This window comes from Microbacterium martis (assembly GCF_047246685.1).
GTDB lineage: Bacteria > Actinomycetota > Actinomycetes > Actinomycetales > Microbacteriaceae > Microbacterium.
On record NZ_JBFOKT010000001.1, the window covers coordinates 653,195 to 669,764 of the forward strand.

16 protein-coding genes are annotated in these 16,570 nt (G+C 68.9%); 13 read left to right on the forward strand and 3 right to left on the reverse strand.

All coding sequences use genetic code 11. The features are described 5' to 3' along the window. Positions 1-109: 109 nt before the first annotated feature. The 5 genes from AB3M90_RS03125 to AB3M90_RS03145 all read left to right on the forward strand — a co-directional run bounded on the left by AB3M90_RS03125 (position 110) and on the right by AB3M90_RS03145 (position 5,934). Positions 110-1,744 (forward strand): peptide ABC transporter substrate-binding protein, encoded by a 1,635-nt coding sequence (locus AB3M90_RS03125; RefSeq protein WP_412949866.1) that lies wholly within the window; start codon positions 110-112, stop codon positions 1,742-1,744. A gap of 91 nt (positions 1,745-1,835) precedes the next feature. Next, on the forward strand, positions 1,836-2,762 hold the full coding sequence (locus tag AB3M90_RS03130) for an ABC transporter permease (protein ID WP_412949867.1): 927 nt from the start codon (positions 1,836-1,838) through the stop codon (positions 2,760-2,762). Next, positions 2,755-3,699, forward strand: a complete 945-nt coding sequence (locus tag AB3M90_RS03135; RefSeq protein ID WP_412949868.1) for an ABC transporter permease — start codon at positions 2,755-2,757, stop codon at positions 3,697-3,699. The genes AB3M90_RS03130 and AB3M90_RS03135 overlap by 8 nt, the downstream gene beginning before the upstream one ends. Beyond that, positions 3,696-5,369, forward strand: a complete 1,674-nt coding sequence (locus AB3M90_RS03140; protein ID WP_412949869.1) for a dipeptide ABC transporter ATP-binding protein — start codon at positions 3,696-3,698, stop codon at positions 5,367-5,369. Before AB3M90_RS03135 ends, AB3M90_RS03140 begins: the two co-directional genes overlap by 4 nt. A 58-nt stretch (positions 5,370-5,427) precedes the next feature. After that, on the forward strand, positions 5,428-5,934 hold the full coding sequence (locus AB3M90_RS03145; protein WP_412949870.1) for a PH domain-containing protein: 507 nt from the start codon (positions 5,428-5,430) through the stop codon (positions 5,932-5,934). A gap of 19 nt (positions 5,935-5,953) precedes the next feature. Here AB3M90_RS03145 and AB3M90_RS03150 read toward each other — a convergent pair whose 3' ends face one another. After that, complete coding sequence (locus tag AB3M90_RS03150; protein WP_412949871.1) at positions 5,954-6,760, reverse strand: CPBP family intramembrane glutamic endopeptidase; 807 nt, start codon at positions 6,758-6,760, stop codon at positions 5,954-5,956. A gap of 100 nt (positions 6,761-6,860) precedes the next feature. On the opposite strand from AB3M90_RS03150, the gene typA reads away from it, so the two are divergent. Further along, entirely contained in the window at positions 6,861-8,774 is a 1,914-nt protein-coding gene (gene typA, locus AB3M90_RS03155; protein ID WP_412949872.1) for a translational GTPase TypA, read from the forward strand. 190 nt (positions 8,775-8,964) lie between these two features. Beyond that, on the forward strand, positions 8,965-9,840 hold the full coding sequence (locus tag AB3M90_RS03160; protein WP_412949873.1) for an aggregation-promoting factor C-terminal-like domain-containing protein: 876 nt from the start codon (positions 8,965-8,967) through the stop codon (positions 9,838-9,840). Positions 9,841-9,853: 13 nt separating this feature from the next. Here the strand turns inward: AB3M90_RS03160 and AB3M90_RS03165 are convergent, their stop codons facing one another. After that, complete coding sequence (locus AB3M90_RS03165; RefSeq protein WP_412949874.1) at positions 9,854-10,402, reverse strand: helix-turn-helix domain-containing protein; 549 nt, start codon at positions 10,400-10,402, stop codon at positions 9,854-9,856. Positions 10,403-10,501: 99 nt separating this feature from the next. Here AB3M90_RS03165 and AB3M90_RS03170 point away from each other — a divergent pair, with 99 nt between their 5' ends. From AB3M90_RS03170 to AB3M90_RS03195, 6 genes are all read left to right on the forward strand, one after another. Continuing rightward, entirely contained in the window at positions 10,502-11,212 is a 711-nt protein-coding gene (locus tag AB3M90_RS03170) for an AzlC family ABC transporter permease (RefSeq protein WP_412951201.1), read from the forward strand. After that, the gene (locus AB3M90_RS03175) at positions 11,209-11,523 is read left to right on the forward strand and encodes an AzlD domain-containing protein (protein WP_412949875.1); all 315 of its coding nucleotides are present in this window, start codon (positions 11,209-11,211) and stop codon (positions 11,521-11,523) included. Before AB3M90_RS03170 ends, AB3M90_RS03175 begins: the two co-directional genes overlap by 4 nt. A gap of 46 nt (positions 11,524-11,569) precedes the next feature. Next, complete coding sequence (locus AB3M90_RS03180) at positions 11,570-11,980, forward strand: histidinol dehydrogenase (RefSeq protein ID WP_412949876.1); 411 nt, start codon at positions 11,570-11,572, stop codon at positions 11,978-11,980. Between the two features lie 9 nt (positions 11,981-11,989). Next, positions 11,990-12,310 (forward strand): ferredoxin, encoded by a 321-nt coding sequence (fdxA, locus tag AB3M90_RS03185; RefSeq protein WP_412949877.1) that lies wholly within the window; start codon positions 11,990-11,992, stop codon positions 12,308-12,310. A gap of 9 nt (positions 12,311-12,319) precedes the next feature. Further along, positions 12,320-13,432, forward strand: a complete 1,113-nt coding sequence (dapC, locus tag AB3M90_RS03190) for a succinyldiaminopimelate transaminase (RefSeq protein WP_412949878.1) — start codon at positions 12,320-12,322, stop codon at positions 13,430-13,432. Positions 13,433-13,620: 188 nt separating this feature from the next. Next, positions 13,621-14,910, forward strand: coding sequence for a citrate synthase (locus tag AB3M90_RS03195; protein WP_412949880.1), 1,290 nt, complete (start codon positions 13,621-13,623; stop codon positions 14,908-14,910). A gap of 148 nt (positions 14,911-15,058) precedes the next feature. Here the strand turns inward: AB3M90_RS03195 and AB3M90_RS03200 are convergent, their stop codons facing one another. After that, positions 15,059-16,426, reverse strand: coding sequence for a DEAD/DEAH box helicase (locus tag AB3M90_RS03200; RefSeq protein WP_412949882.1), 1,368 nt, complete (start codon positions 16,424-16,426; stop codon positions 15,059-15,061). Positions 16,427-16,570 lie beyond the last annotated feature (144 nt).

The window sequence follows — 16,570 nt, forward strand, 5'->3', positions numbered from 1 at the left end:
GTTCGTTAGCTGAGTGCTTCGTCCGGCGCAGACGCGGGTTACGCTCGACTATCCCTACGCGTTCGACGGTGAGCGCGCAGATTGAAGTGACAGTCCAGGAGGACACATAGTGAAGCGCAACAAGATCGCCCTCGCGGGCAGCGCACTGTTCGTGATCGGCGCCCTGACGCTCGCGGGCTGCGCGAGCAGTGGTGGCAACGACTCCGCAGACGACGCGTCGTCGGGCGACGCCACGGCCATCATCTCCGTGAACAACACGGAGCCGCAGAACCCGCTGATCCCGACGAACACCAACGAGGTCGGTGGCGGACTGGTGCTCCAGAGCATCTTCGCCGGTCTGGTGTATTACGACGCCGAGGGTGCGGTGCACAACGACCTCGCAGAGTCCATCGAGACCGATGACTCGCAGACGTACACGATCAAGATCAAGGCCGACCAGACGTTCGCCAACGGCGACCCGGTCGACGCGGAGTCGTTCGTCAAGGCCTGGAACTACGGCGCGGCGCTCGACAACGGGCAGCTCTCCAGCTACTTCTTCGAGTCGATCGAGGGCTTCTCCTACGACGAGAACGTCCCGGAACTCTCCGGCCTCGCTGTGGTCGACGACCTCACCTTCACCGTCAAGCTCAAGCAGCCGGAGTCGGATTTCCCCCTGCGTCTCGGGTACACCGCGTTCTTCCCGCTGCCGGCCTCGGCATGGGACGACCTCGAGGCCTTCGGCGAGAACCCGATCGGGAACGGACCGTACGTGTTCGCCGAGGAGGGCGCGTGGAAGCACAACGAGAGCATCGAACTCATCAAGAACGAGGACTACACGGGTCCCCGTGAGGCGATGAACGGCGGCATCGACATGAAGCTCTACGCGAGCACTGACGCTGCATACGCCGACCTGCAGGGCGGCGAGCTCGACATCATCCAGGAGATCCCGGACACCGCGCTGCAGACCTTCGAGAGCGACTTCCCGGACCGCACGGTGAACCAGCCCGCTGCAGCGAACGCCACGATCACCATCCCCGAGCGTCTCGAGCACTTCAGCGGTGAAGAGGGACAGCTGCGCCGTGCCGCGATCTCGCACGCGATCGACCGCGAGGAGATCACCGAGGTGGTCTTCAGCGGAACGCGCACCCCGATGAAGGACTTCACGTCCCCGGTCATCGACGGGTACTCCGAAGACATCCCCGGTTCGGAGGTGCTGGAGTTCGACGCCGACAAGGCCAAGGAGCTCTGGGCCGAGGCCGACGCCATCTCCCCGTGGACAGGCTCGTTCCAGATCCAGTACAACGCGGACGGTCCCAACCAGGGCTGGGTCGACGCCGTCGCCAACCAGCTGAAGAACAACCTCGGCATCGAGGCCTCGGGCAACCCGATCCCGACCTTCGCCGAGCACCGCACGCTCATCACCGAGCGGCAGTCGACCACCGCCTTCCGCACCGGATGGCAGTTCGACTACCCGTCGATGTTCAACGGTCTCGGTCCGCTCTTCGGAACCGGTGCCGGCTCGAACGACGGCGACTACTCGAACCCCGAGTTCGACGCGCTGCTCGATGAGGGCTCCTCCGCCACCGATGTGGAAGACGGCATCACGAAGTTCCAGGAGGCGCAGGAGATCCTCTTCAAGGATCTGCCCGCCATCCCGCTGTGGTACACGAACGCCATGGGCGCCTGGGGCGAGTCGGTCGACAACGTCGAGTTCGGCTGGGACACCTGGCCGATCCTCTACCAGGTCACCAAGGACGGCGAGTAAGCCGCAGGGCACTCACCTGTGAGGCGGTGACGACTCGTCGTCACCGCCTCACAGGCTGTCGCGCTTCTCCGCCTCTCCTCCAGGACCACAGATGTTCGGCTACATCCTCAGACGTCTTCTTCAGGTGATTCCGGTCTTCTTCGGAGCCACCCTGCTGATCTACTTCCTCGTCTTCGCCATGCCGGGCGATCCGATCCTCGCCCTCTTCGGCGACCGCACCCCGAACCCCGCGGTCGTGCAACAGCTGCGCGAGCAGTACCACCTGAACGATCCGTTCATCGTGCAGTACTGGTACTACATCACCGGCGTCTTCCAGGGCGACCTCGGCAACACGTTCTCGGGTCGCCCGGTGTCGGAAGTGCTCGCCGAGACGCTTCCCGTCACGGGCCGCCTCGCTGTGATGGCCATCGCGATCGAGTTCGTGCTCGCGATCGTCATCGGCACCGTATCGGCCCTGCGCAAGGGCAAGATCTTCGACCACTCGATGCTCGGCATCGCACTCGTGGCCATCGCGATCCCGATCTTCGTCGTGGCGTTCCTCGCCCAGTACTTCCTCGCGATCAAGCTCGGCTGGTTCAAGCCGACCGTGGGCTCCGACAACGACTGGGGCGGTCTCTGGCTACCCGCCATCGTGCTCGGCTTCAGCCTGTACGCGGTGAGCATGCGGCTGATGCGCAGCTCGGTGATCGACACCCTCAACCAGGACTGGGTGCGTACCGCGTACAGCAAGGGTCTGTCACGCGGTCGGGTCATCCCTGTGCACGTGCTGCGCAACTCGCTGATCCCGGTGATCACGAATTCGGCCACGAACTTCGGTGTGCTGCTGGTCGGCGCGACCGTCACCGAGGGCATCTTCAACGTCCCCGGAGTCGGCAACACGCTCTATCAGGCGGCCATCCGCAACGAGGGGCCGACCGTCGTGTCGTTCGTGACCGTGTTCGTGATCCTGTACGTGCTTGTCAACCTCGTCATCGACCTGCTGTACGGTCTGCTCGACCCAAGGATCCGATATGCCTGACCCCACCTCGCCGAACCACTACGTCGCGCCGATCGAGACGGAGACCATCGCGGTCGACGCCGTGCGGATCGCGGAGAAGCCGAGCAACCTGTGGCGCGACGCCTGGGCCGACCTGCGGAGTCGTCCGCTCTTCTGGTTCTCGGTCGTCCTCGCACTCTTCTTCATCGTCATGGCTCTGTGGCCGGGGTTGTTCACCTCGACTCCGCCGGACAGCGACTGCCAGCTGTCCAACAGCAACGCGGGCCCCGCCGAGGGGCATCCGCTCGGCTTCACCTTCCAAGGCTGCGACATCTATTCCCGGATCGTCTGGGGCGCGCAGACGTCGCTGGCCGTCGGTCTGCTGGCGACGGCGATCGGATCGATCGTCGGACTCATCATGGGTGCGCTCGCCGGGTTCTATGGCGGCTGGCTGGACTCGCTGCTGTCCCGCATCGGCGACATCTTCTTCGCCATCCCGTACATCCTCGCGGCCGTCGTGGTCATGACGGTGTTCTCGCAGTACCGCTCCGTGCCGGTTCTCGCCTTCGCGATCGGAGGTTTCGCGTGGGCGTCCACCGCGCGTGTCGTCCGGGCGGAGGTCCTGAGGGTCCGCCAAGCGGACTTCGTCGTCGCGTCGCGGGCGCTCGGACGTTCGAAGTTCGGGACGCTCGTCGGGCATGTGATCCCGAACGCCCTCGCACCCCTTCTGGTCGTCTCGACGTTGTCGCTCGCAGCCTCGATCGTGGCGGAGGCCACCCTGTCCTTCCTCGGCGTCGGTCTCGGGAGCGGCACCATGTCGTGGGGCAACGACATCAGTGCGGCGCAGTCTTCGTTGCGCGTCGCGCCCATGGCGCTCATCTATCCGTCGATCGCGCTCACGCTCGCCGTGCTCGCGTTCGTCACGCTGGGCGAACTCATCCGAGACGCCATCGACCCGAGAGCGAGGGCACGGCGATGACCGATCACGCAACCGCGAAGGTCCCCCTCCTGAGCGTGCGCGACCTCAAGGTCGCCTTCCGCGCTCAAGGCGGTGACCGCGAAGTCCTGCACGGCGCGAGCTTCGACGTCTTCCCCGGCGAGACCGTCGCCATCGTGGGGGAGTCGGGTTCCGGGAAGTCGACGACCGCCAGTGCGATCGTGAACCTGCTGCCGGGGACCGGCAGGATCACGGGCGGTTCGATCACGCTCGACGGCCGCGAGTTGTCGACGCTGGGACGACAGGAGATCGAAGCCGTCCGCGGTCGGGAGATCGGCTTCGTGCCGCAGGATCCCATGTCGAACCTCAACCCGGTGTGGAGCATCGGCTTCCAGGTGAAGGAAGCGATTCGCGCGAACGGCATCGCCCGCGGTCGGCAGGACGTGAAGGCGCGCGCGATCGAAGTGCTCCAGCAGGCGGGGTTGGCCGACGCCGAGCGGCGCCTCCACCAGTTCCCGCACCAGTTCTCCGGAGGTATGCGTCAGCGAGCGCTGATCGGCATCGGCCTGGCAGCCGACCCGAAGCTGCTGATCGCCGATGAGCCGACCTCGGCGCTCGATGTCACCGTGCAGCGGGTCATCCTCGATCACATGGCGATGCTCACGCGCGAGAAAGGCACGTCCGTTCTTCTCATCACCCACGATCTCGGTCTCGCGGCCGAGCGTGCCGAGAAGATCATCGTGATGAGCAACGGGAACATCGTCGAATCCGGCCCGAGCCGGGAGGTCCTCGAGAACCCCCGGCACCCGTACACGCAACGACTCGTGGGGGCCGCCCCCAGTGTCGCCTCGCAGCGCATCCAGGCGGTCGTCGAGGATCGCGGCATCGAGACGCTCGACGACCTCGCCGACATCCCGCCGACCGTGCGGGTGGTGGGATTGACCAAGGACTACCGGATCCGCCAGGGTAACTTCCGCAGCGAAGCGTTCCGGGCGGTCGACGACGTGTCGTTCGAGATCCCTCGCGGCAAGACGCTGGCGTTGGTCGGCGAGTCGGGTTCCGGCAAGTCGACCGTGGCGAAGATGGTCCTCAAGCTCGAGGACCCTACGGCGGGGAAGATCGAGATCGACGGCCAGGACGTCTCGCACCTCTCGAACGCCCAGGCGTTCGGTCTACGACGGCGCATGCAGCCGGTGTTCCAGGACCCGTACGGGTCTCTCGACCCGCTGCGCAACATCGGCAACACGATCGCCGAACCGCTGCAGATCCACGGCGTGGGCGATCGCGCAGCGCACCGCGAGCGCGTGGAGGAGCTGCTGGACCAGGTCGCATTGCCCCGTGCGCTTGCCACGCGGTACCCGAACGAGCTGTCGGGCGGTCAGCGTCAGCGCGTGGCGATCGCCCGTGCGCTCGCCCTCAAGCCCGACATCGTCGTGCTCGACGAGGCGGTCTCGGCCCTCGACGTGCTCGTGCAGGACCAGATCCTGGGGCTTCTGGCCGACCTCCAGTCGGAGCTGGGTCTGACCTACTTGTTCATCACCCATGACCTGGCCGTCGTGCGCGTGTCGAGCGACCTCGTGTGCGTCATGGAGAAGGGAAAGGTCGTCGAGCAGGGCACCGTCGACGAGATCTTCGCCAACCCGCAGCAGGAGTACACCGACCGCCTGCTGCAGGCGATCCCCGGGGCGTCGATCACCCTCGGCGGACGCTGACGTGTCGAGCGACCGTCGGCCCGGGGCCGCGCGGACGTTGCGCGCGGCCTCCGGGGCGGTGACGTTGGTCCTGTGCTCGCTGCTGGCGCTCTTCCTGCTCGGAGACGCCGTCGTCCGCGCAGGGTGGGGGCAGATGCTCCTGCTCGCTCCCTGGGTTCTGCTCGCGATGTGGATCGTCTACGAGGTCGCCTTCGTCTCCGCCGTGCGCGTGGACGACGGCGGGGCGATCGTGCAGAACATGCTCCGACGGACGTCGTTCGGATGGGACCGCGTCCGAGACATCGACCTGCGCTGGCAGCTGGTGTTCTCGCTCGACGACGGCACCGACCTCACCTGCTACGGCGGGCCCGGGAGAGCACGCCCCGTGCGGCGCCCTGCCGGCGACGACGACGCCGCGAAGGCTCCCGCCGGTCTTCGTGACCTCGCCGACGTCCGTGACCGTTGGCAGGCCGCCTCGGGGGCCGCGGATGAGCCGATCGTTCGAGGCTGGGATGTCCCGGCATTGCTCGCGCTCGGAGTCATCGGGGTCAGCGCCATCGTCTCGGTCGGGATCAGCGCGATCTGATCAAACGACCGGACGCCCCTCAGCCGGGCAGGCCGAACAGCTGCGGCCAGGTCGCGGCCGCCCACGGATAGCCGACGAACACCGTGGCGTCGATCAGGAAGTGCGCGACGAGGAACGGCAGCAGTCGTCCCGAGCGCTGGAACAGCCATCCGAACAGCAGGCCCATGGCCAGGTTGCCGATGAACGCGCCCGGGCCCTGGTACAGGTGATAGCTCGCGCGCAGCACCGAGGTCGTGACGATGATCGTCCACGGACCCCACCCCAGCTGGCGCAGTCGGGCGAAGAGGTAGCCGAGCACCACGAACTCCTCCTGCAGCGATGCGCGCGCCGCGGCCAGCAGCAGCACCGGCACGGTCCACCAGTGCGCATCGAGGCCGGCCGGGTTCACTGCGACGAACAGGCCGAGAGCACGGCCGACGACGTAGAGGGCGAGCCCCGGCACTCCGATCGCGACGACGAGCAGGATGCCGCGCCCGGCATCCCTCCCGATCCTCCTGCCGTCCAGACCCAGACCCGCCAGATGCGGGCGGTGCGACTGCCACAGGAGGAAGCACACCAGCAGCACGGGGACCAGCGAGAACCCGATGGACAGCACCTGGTAGACGAGATCGAAGACCTCGCGGTCGCTGCGCGACGGATTCAGGGTCGCCGTCTGATCGGCGAGCGGGGTCGTGTCGGTGAGGCGATAGGCCAGCTGCACGATCGCGTACACGGCCGACTGGCCGAGGCCCAGCGCCAGCACGATCGCGATCTCCCACCACAGGCGGCTGCGGGAGGCGGCGGGCGGGTCGAAGGTGTCGGGTCGCGGGTCGGGGGGAAGGGTCACGGTCCCGATCGTACGACCCCCGCTCCGGAACGGACTCCGAGGGTGCGTTATCCTGGAACGTCGGCTTCCCGGCACATCCCACACTCTTTAGGACACCTGCATGGCGCACGCCCTCCGCACCGACCTCCGCAACGTCGCAATCGTCGCCCACGTCGACCACGGCAAGACCACGCTTGTCGACGCCATGCTGCGTCAGACCGGCTCGTTCGGCGAACACGCCCACGTCGACGAGCGCGCGATGGACTCGAACGACCTCGAGCGCGAGAAGGGCATCACGATCCTCGCCAAGAACACGGCGATCACCTACAAGGGTGCGCACGCGACCGACGGCGAGGTGACGATCAACGTCATCGACACGCCCGGTCACGCCGACTTCGGCGGTGAGGTCGAACGCGGCCTCTCGATGGTCGACGGCGTCGTGCTCCTCGTCGACGCGAGCGAGGGGCCGCTGCCGCAGACGCGCTTCGTGCTGCGCAAGGCTCTCGAGGCGAAGCTGCCGGTGATCCTGCTGGTGAACAAGACCGATCGCCCCGACGCCCGCATCGCCGAGGTCGAGGAGGAGGCGCACGACCTGCTGCTGGGTCTTGCCTCCGACCTCGTCGACGATGTTCCCGACCTCGACGTCGACGCGCTGCTCGACGTGCCGGTGGTCTACGCGTCGGGTCGCGCCGGCGCCGCCTCGCGCAACCGCCCGGCCGACGGATCGCTGCCCGACAACGACGACCTCGAGCCCCTGTTCGAGGCCATCCTCGAGCACGTTCCCGCGCCCGCGTACGACGACGAGGCGCCGCTGCAGGCCTGGGTCACGAACCTCGACTCGAGCCCCTTCCTCGGCCGTCTCGCGCTGCTGCGCGTCTTCAACGGCACGCTCAAGAAGGGCCAGACCGTCGCGTGGGTCCGCTCGGACGGCACGACCAGCAACGCGCGCATCACCGAGCTGCTCAAGACCCGCGCGCTCGAGCGCTACCCGGCCGAGTCCGCCGGCCCCGGCGACATCGTCGCGATCGCGGGCTTCGAGAACATCACGATCGGCGAGACGATCGCCGACCCGGAAGACGTCCGTCCGCTGCCCGCCATCACGGTCGACGATCCCGCCATCTCGATGACGATCGGCACGAACACGTCGCCCCTCATGGGCAAGGTCAAGGGGCACAAGCTGACCGCCCGCATGGTGAAGGACCGCCTCGACCGCGAGCTCGTCGGCAACGTGTCGCTCAAGGTGGTCGACATCGGGCGCCCCGACGCCTGGGAGGTGCAGGGCCGCGGTGAGCTGGCGCTCGCCATCCTCGTCGAGAACATGCGCCGCGAGGGCTTCGAGCTCACGGTCGGCAAGCCCCAGGTGGTCACGAAGAAGATCGACGGCAAGACCTACGAGCCCTTCGAGCACCTGACGATCGACACGCCGGAGGAGCACCTCGGGTCGATCACCCAGCTCCTGGCGAACCGCAAGGGCCGCATGGAGAACATGACGAACCACGGCACCGGCTGGGTGCGCATGGAGTTCATCGTCCCCTCGCGCGGCCTCATCGGCTTCCGCAGCGAGTTCCTCACCACCACGCGCGGCACGGGCATCGCGAACGCGATCTCGCACGGCTACGAGCCCTGGGCCGGGCAGATCACGACCCGCCAGAACGGCTCGATCGTCGCCGACCGCTCCGGAGTCGTCACGCCGTTCGCCATGATCGCCCTGCAGGAGCGGATGTCGTTCTTCGTGCAGCCGACCGAAGAGGTTTACGAGGGGATGGTCATCGGCGAGAACTCGCGCGCCGACGACATGGACGTGAACATCACCAAGGAGAAGAAGCTCACCAACATGCGCTCCTCCACGGCCGACAACTTCGAGTCGATGACGCCGCCCCGCGTGCTCACGCTCGAGGAGAGCCTCGAGTTCGCGCGCGACGACGAATGCGTGGAGGTCACGCCCGAGGCCGTGCGCATCCGCAAGGTGAACCTCGACCAGAACACCCGCGCGCGCGAGACCGCGCGCCTCAAGCGGCAGGACGCCAACGCCTGACCGGCGTCGACGGACGATCCTGCGCAGAGGGCCCCGCACGCCGAACGGCGAGCGGGGCCCTCTCTCATGCTCATCCCAGGCGAGGGACGGTTTTCGTTCAGGAACATGGGGCAGACTCGAGCACTTGTGCCCGGAGCGAACTCCCGATGAGTCTCCTGCAAGCGGCATACGACGACCCGAAAGTCGAACCATGCTCCATGAAACCCGTGCGCTTCGTCGCGCCTCTGACGCGGCATCCGCTCGCGCCGCCCTCTCCCGTCGGCCGATGATCATCCTCGGCACCGCGTTGACGACGCTCGTCGGCATCACCCTCACCGCGGGCATCGTCTCGGCGCCGGCCGCCGGTGCCGAGCCGGCCGATCCCGCGGCTGCCGTCGCTCAGCTGATCACCGGCGACGAACCGCAGGCTCGTAACGTCGACGAGGCCGCGATGCCGTTGACCCGGGCCGAGGACGCGGTCGCCGTCGCGGAGACCCTCACCGCCGACGTCGCCGCCTCCGGCCTCGACGTCAGTGCGGCGGCTCCCGTCGATGTCGCCCCTCTGCAGGAGGCGATCGGTGCCCTGGACGAGCGGGACGAGCTCCCGTCGGTCGTGGTCACCGTGCTGACCGGAGAGCTCGATTCCGAGACGGATGCCGTCACCGCCGCCAGCGCGGCCCTGCAGACGGCCTTCACGGCGGCGCAGGAGAAGAAGGCGGCCGACGACGCCGCTGCCGCCGCCGCAGCCGCCGCCGCGGCCGCTCTCGCCGCCGCGAACACCGTGGACGGCGCCAAGGCCACGGCCCAGCAGATGATGGCGAGCCGGTACGGCTGGGGCGGCGACCAGTTCTCCTGCCTGAGCTCGCTCTGGTCGAAGGAGTCCGGCTGGAACTACCAGGCGTACAACGCCTCCAGCGGAGCCACCGGCATCCCGCAGGCCCTCCCCGGCAGCAAGATGGCGTCGGCCGGAGGGGATTGGCAGACGAACGCGGCGACGCAGATCGCGTGGGGCCTCGACTACATCGAGTCGGTGTACGGCACGCCGTGCAGCGCCTGGGGTCACTCGCAGGCGACGAACTGGTACTGAGGTCCGCGCGACCTCAGCGCAGTTCGGAGATGAGCACGGCGCTCGTGCCGGCGGCGGTGGCGTCGAAGACGTGCGCGGCGTCCCCGGCATAGGTGAGGTAGTCGCCCGGGTTCAGAAGAACGGGCGCGGATGCCGGGCCCACCTCCGCCTGCCCCGCGATCAGGATCACGTGCTCGATCGTGCCCGGATGATGCGGGTCGGAGAGCCGCGGATCGCCCGGCTCCGCCTGGATGAGGTAGACGTCGCGGCGGGCGCCGGGCGGGCTCGCCGACAGCAGGGTCGCGCTGTACGCCGCGGCTGAGGACGGAACGCCGGCGAGGTCGTCGGCGCGGATGAGCGTGGGCGCGTTCGCCTGCTGATCGACCAGCACGGCGAACGGCACGCCGAGCGCAACGCCGAGGGCCCACAGCGTCTCGACACTCGGATTCCCGGATCCGCTCTCGAGCTGGGAGACCGTCGCCTTCGAGACCCCCGCCCGGCGCGCCAGCTCGGAGACCGAGAGGCCCACGGCTTCGCGCTCGCGGCGGAGCGTGCGGGATATGCGCGTGCGGAGATCCTCCATCCGTTCATCATGTCAAACGTTCGTTCGCTTGACTATGCCGATCGTTCCGTTCAGGATGATGGACATGTGTTCACTGGAACGAACGCCGGGAGGGGCGCCGTGACGGCCGAGCGCGAGGTGTGGCGCGAAGCGCTCGGCGTCGTCGTCGCGACCAGCGCCTACGGCGTCTCGTTCGGGGCCCTCGCCGTCGCATCCGGGCTCGATGTCTGGCAGACGTCTGTTCTCAGCCTGCTGATGTTCACCGGAGGGTCGCAGTTCGCGTTCATCGGCGTCTTCGCCGCGGGCGGTCTCGCCGCCCTGCCTTCGGCGATCGCCTCGGCCGTGCTGCTCGGGGTGCGCAACGTCGCCTACGGCATGCGCATGTCGCCTGTCGTCGGCGGCGGCCCGCTGCGCCGAGCGGCCGCCGCCCACTTCACCATCGACGAGTCGACCGCCGTCGCCATATCGCAGGGCGACCCGCGTCTGCGCCGGGTGGGCTTCTGGGTGACCGGGATCGGGATCTTCCTCGGATGGAACGTCACCACCCTAGTGGGGGCTCTCGTCGGAGACGTGCTCGGCGACCCGCGCACGTGGGGCCTGGATGCCGCCGCGGCCGCGGCCTTCCTCGCGCTGCTCTGGCCTCGGCTGCGGCGACGGCAGGCGATCGCCGTCGGCGTCGCGGCCGCCGTCGTCGCTGCCGCGCTGACGCCCTTCCTCCTGCCGGGGGTCCCCGTGCTCGTCGCCGCCCTGGTCGCCGTCGTCGTCGGCTGGTTCGACTGGCTCGGCAGGCCGCCCCGCACGGCGGACGCCGGGTCCGGAGCGGCCTCGTGACCCTGTGGAGCGCCATCCTGCTCGCGGCGGTGATCTGCCTCGCACTCAAGGCCGCGGGGTATCTCGTGCCGCCGAAGGTGCTCGAGGCCCCGCGTCCCGCCCGCATCTCGGACCTGCTCACGGTCGCGCTGCTCGCCGCCCTCGTGGCCGTGCAGACGCTGGGAGCCGGTCAGGCGATCACCGTCGATGCCCGCGTGCCCGCACTCCTCGTCGCGGCGGGGCTCCTGTGGCTGCGGCAGTCGTTCCTGGTGGTGGTCGTCGCGGCGGCGCTCGTGGCCGCGCTGCTGCGGATGCTCGGGCTCGCCGCGTGACGATTCCGACCGCGGCGCACGGAGATCGCGCCGGTAGGATCGACGAGTGCGAGTGAGCTGGTGGTCGAGGGTGCTGTCGTGGGTGGCGGCGGCGCTGGTGGGCGGCGTCTACGGCGTCGCCGGGACGATCGGGCACAGTCTGATGTGGGGGCCCATCCCCGTCGGTCTCATCGTCGGCGGGATCGCCTGCGCCGCGATCCTGGTCGCCGTCCGCGCCCTCACCCATGATCGCGGGGCCGCCGTCGCCGCCGGTCTCGGCATGCTGGGGATGCTGGTGCTGATCTCCGGCGTCGGACCGGGCGGGTCCGTGGTGGTGCAGGACGCCCTTCCGGGGAGGATCTGGACCTATCTGGTCGCCGGGCTCGTCCTTCTCGTCGTCGCCTGGCCGTCGCTTTCGCGGCTGCCCGTGCGCACCCAGGCGCCGGCCTCGGAGGAACCGGTCGTCCACGAGACGTAGACTGGGGGAGTGACGTATGTGATCGCCCTCCCGTGCGTCGATGTCAAGGATCGCGCCTGCATCGACGAGTGCCCCGTTGACTGCATCTACGAGGGTGAACGGTCGCTGTACATCCACCCCGACGAGTGCGTGGACTGCGGCGCGTGCGAACCCGTGTGCCCCGTCGAGGCGATCTACTACGAAGACGACCTGCCCGACGAATGGCAGGACTACTACAAGGCGAACGTCGAGTTCTTCGACGAGATCGGCTCTCCCGGGGGAGCGGCCAAGGTCGGCGTCTATCCCTTCGACCACCCCATCGTCGCCGCGCTCCCGCCCCAGGGCGAGTAGGCGCCCGTCGTGAGCGTCCGCGACCTCGCCGACTACCCGTGGGACGCGGTGGCGCCGTTCCGCGACCGCGCCGCCCGGCATCCGCACGGTCTCGTCGACCTGTCGGTCGGCTCCCCGGTCGACCCCACGCCCGAGATCATCCGCCGAGCCCTCGCCGACGCCACCGACGCGCACGCGTACCCGCAGACCGTCGGCACGCCGGCGCTTCGCGAGGCGATCGTCGAGTGGTACGCGCGGCGGCGCGGGGTGGCGGATCTGTCGGTCGACAACGTGCTGCCCACGATCGGCTCGAAGGAGCTGGTGGCGCTGCTGCCCACGCTGCTCGGTCTCGGCGCGGGCGACATCGTCGTGCACCCGCGCGTCGCCTATCCGACCTACGAGGTCGGAGCGCGGGTCGCCGGCGCTGTGCCGCTGGCCGCCGACGACCCGGCGGAGTGGCCTGAGGGAACCAAGCTGATCTGGATCAACACGCCCGGCAATCCCGACGGACGCACCTGGACCGTCGACGAGCTGGCGGTCGCCGTCCGCCGGGCGCGCGAGCTCGGTGCGATTCTCGCGAGCGACGAATGCTACGCGGAGCTCGGCTGGGACGGCGCCTGGGCGACCGAGCCGATCCCCTCCGTCCTCGATCCGCGCGTGACGGGCGGGAAGCGCTCGAACCTGCTGAGCGTGTATTCGCTCAGCAAGCAGTCGAACCTCGCCGGGTATCGCGCCGCGTTCGTCGCGGGGTGCGCGCACATCGTCGGAGACCTGCTGGCCGCGCGCAAGCACCTCGGTCTCATGCCCCCGGCGCCCGTGCAGCACGCCATGGCGGTGGCCCTCGGCGACGACGACCACGTCGCTGCGCAGAAGGAGCTCTACCGCACGCGCCGCGACGCCCTGCGCCCCGCGCTGGAGGCGGCGGGCTTCCGCGTCGACGGCTCGGAGGCCGGGCTCTATCTCTGGGCCACCGAGGGGCGCGACGCCTGGGAGTCGATGGAGCGCCTCGCCGACTTCGGCATCCTGGCGGGTCCGGGGCCGTTCTACGGCCCCGACTCGGGCCGCCACGTCCGGCTCGCGCTGACGGCCCCGACCGACCGGGTCGTCGAAGCTGCGCGACGTCTCACCGGCGCAGAACTGTAGATTCCCACCGCTGTGCGGCCGTCTGTTTGGCTGATGTCACAGTAGGCCTGGGAGACTACTAGGCTGTAACAGCGATTCGGTCGAGACCCGACCTGGCCTGAGAGCCGAGAGATCGCCCATTCCGAGGTGACACGATCTTGTCCGCTGCCGTCGCGACTCGCGCGGTCGGACACCAGGAGGAGGTGCGCGTGAGCGCAGCGGCAGACCAGACGGCGAAGCTGACGATTGGCGACACGACCGCCGAGTTCCCGCTGGTACGCGGCACGGCGGGTCACGACAGCATCGACTTCTCGACGCTGACCCGCCAGACCGGCTACACGGGACTCGACTACGGCTTCGTCAACACGGCGTCGACGAAGTCGGAGATCACGTTCATCGACGGCGACAAGGGCATCCTGCGGTACCGGGGCTACCCGATCGAGCAGTTGGCGGGCCACACGAGCTACCTCGAGGTCGCCTGGCTGCTCATCTACGGCGAGCTGCCCTCGGCGTCGGAGCTGGCCGAGTTCGACGAGAAGATCCGTCGGCACACGCTGCTGCACGAAGACCTGAAGCGGTTCTTCTCGGCGCTGCCGCACACCGCGCACCCGATGTCGGTGCTCTCGTCGGCCGTCGCCGCTCTGTCGACCTATTACGAGGGCCAGACCGACCCGCACAACCCCGAGCACGTCGAGCTGAACATGGTGCGGATGCTGGCGAAGCTGCCGGTGATCGCGGCCTACGCGCACAAGAAGAGCGTCGGACAGGCCTTCCTCTACCCCGACAACTCGCTCGGGTTCGTCGAGAACTTCCTCAAGCTCAACTTCGGCGTGCTGTCCGAGCCGTACGAGATCAACCCGGTCATGTCCAAGGCGCTCGAGCTGCTGCTGATCCTGCATGAAGACCACGAGCAGAACGCGTCGACGTCGACCGTCCGCCTGGTCGGGTCGACGGGCGCCAACCAGTTCGCGTCGATCTCGGCCGGCATCCAGGCGCTCTCCGGCCCGCTGCACGGCGGCGCCAACGAGGCCGTCCTCACCATGCTGGGGCAGATCCGCGACTCGGGGCAGAGCGTCTCGCGCTTCGTCGAGCGGGTGAAGAACAAGGAAGAGGGCGTGAAGCTGATGGGCTTCGGGCACCGGGTCTACAAGAACTACGACCCGCGTGCGAAGCTCGTCAAGGAGGCGGCCGACGAGGTGCTCACGTCGCTCGGCGTGACCGACCCCCTTCTCGATCTCGCCAAGGAGCTCGAGGAGATCGCGCTCGCCGACGACTACTTCCGCGAGCGACGCCTGTACCCCAACGTCGACTTTTACACGGGAGTCATCTACAAGGCGATGGGCTTTCCCACGCGCATGTTCACGGTGCTCTTCGCGATCGGGCGTCTTCCCGGATGGCTCGCGCAGTGGCGTGAGCTGCAGCTCGACCCGCAGACGAAGATCGGTCGGCCGCAGCAGCTGTACACCGGATCGCCGGAGCGCTCGTTCCAGACCCGGTGACACGACGACGAAGCCCCCTCCCGCGGGAGGGGGCTTCGTGGTTTGTGCGGGGTCGTGCGGGGGGAGGTGGCGCAGAAGGCCGCTGGCAGAGGCGCCGGGCGACCATTCCCGCCACCTGATCCCTCGGGTGCGGTCGAGGGATCGAGGGTCAGCGGCCCTGGCGCTGGCCGCCGCCCCGGCGCTGGCCGCCGCCCTGACGGGCCTGGCCGCCCTGGCTCTGGCCGCCCTGCCCCGAGCGACGACGGCGACGGGCGGGAGGAGTCGACGCCCCCGCGCGCTCTCCGCCCGCGGGGCGCTGCTTCGCCTGTCGCTGCGGCTGGGCCGGAACCGGCGCCGGGCGCACGTGCGGGGCGCGCTCGGGCACGAGTCCGGCGACGGCGTCGGCGGTGACGTTCTCGAGCGGGGCGGTGATGGCCGCCTTGCGGAGGAGGTCCTTGACGTCGCGGCGCTGCTCCGGCAGCACGACCGTGACGACGGTGCCCGCCGCCCCGGCCCGGGCCGTGCGGCCGGAACGGTGCAGGTACGCCTTGTGCTCGACGGGAGGGTCGACGTGCACCACGAGATCGACGTTGTCGACGTGCACACCGCGCGCCGCGACATCGGTGGCGACGAGCACGCGCACGCCGCCCTCATCGGGAGCGGTCGAGAACGCGCTGAGGTTGCGCTCGCGCGCGTTCTGCGACAAATTGCCGTGCAGGTCGACGGCGGGGATGCCGGCAGCGGTCAGCTGCTTTGCGAGCTTCTTCGCCTGGTGCTTGGTGCGGGTGAAGAGGATGCGGCGGCCGGTGCCCGACGCGAGGTCACGCACCAGGGTGGTCTTGTTCTCGGCGCCGTCGACCACCAGCACGCGGTGCGTCATCTCGCCGACGGGCACGCTCGCCTCGTCGACCTCGTGGCTGACCGCATTCGAGAGGAAGCGGCGGGCGAGCGTGTCGATGCCGCGGTCGAGGGTGGCGCTGAACAGCAGGCGCTGGCCTCCGGCCGGGGTGGCGGTGAGGATGCGGGTGACGCCCGGGAGGAAGCCGAGGTCGGCCATGTGGTCGGCCTCGTCGAGCACGGTGACCTCGATCGCGTCGAGCTGCACGACGCGCTGCTTCATGAGGTCTTCGAGTCGGCCGGGGCAGGCGACGACGATGTCGACGCCGCTGCGCATGGCCTGCTCCTGCGGACGCTGGCTGACGCCGCCGAACACCGTCGTGACCCGCAGGCCCTTGGCCTCGGCGAGCGGAGCGATGGTGGCGGCGATCTGGGTCGCGAGCTCACGGGTCGGCGCGAGCACGAGGCCGCGGGGGTGACCGGGGCGGCTCTGGCGAGAGGAGGCGGCGAGGCGGGAGACGAGCGGGAGTGCGAACGCGATCGTCTTGCCGCTGCCGGTGCGGCCGCGACCGAGCAGGTCTCGTCCGGCGAGGGAATCGGGGAGCGTGTCGCGCTGAATCGCGAACGCCTCGGTCTTGCCGTCCTTTGCGAGGACGGCGGCGAGGTCGGCGGGCACGCCGAGATCGAGGAAGGAAGTCATAGGGGTGTATCTCCGAAAATGCACGCACGAACCATCAGGGCCGGGTGCGGAAGGTGGGCGACGGCGCGGGATCGCGCATCGTTTCGCCGTTCGAAATGGCCAGAACCAGAGCTAGTGGCGCGGGAGCGTGTCGACGCAGACGTC

What these genes read in the sequence shown, in the direction of transcription:
- AB3M90_RS03130 (WP_412949867.1), top strand. Translation starts at nt 1,836, where the DNA reads ATGTTCGGCTACATCCTCAGACGTCTTCTTCAGGTGATTCCGGTCTTC.
- AB3M90_RS03135 (WP_412949868.1), top strand. Translation starts at nt 2,755, where the DNA reads ATGCCTGACCCCACCTCGCCGAACCACTACGTCGCGCCGATCGAGACG.
- AB3M90_RS03140 (WP_412949869.1), top strand. Translation starts at nt 3,696, where the DNA reads ATGACCGATCACGCAACCGCGAAGGTCCCCCTCCTGAGCGTGCGCGAC.
- typA (WP_412949872.1), top strand. Translation starts at nt 6,861, where the DNA reads ATGGCGCACGCCCTCCGCACCGACCTCCGCAACGTCGCAATCGTCGCC.
- AB3M90_RS03160 (WP_412949873.1), top strand. Translation starts at nt 8,965, where the DNA reads ATGCTCCATGAAACCCGTGCGCTTCGTCGCGCCTCTGACGCGGCATCC.
- AB3M90_RS03165 (WP_412949874.1), bottom strand. Translation starts at nt 10,402, where the DNA reads ATGGAGGATCTCCGCACGCGCATATCCCGCACGCTCCGCCGCGAGCGC.
- AB3M90_RS03200 (WP_412949882.1), bottom strand. Translation starts at nt 16,426, where the DNA reads ATGACTTCCTTCCTCGATCTCGGCGTGCCCGCCGACCTCGCCGCCGTC.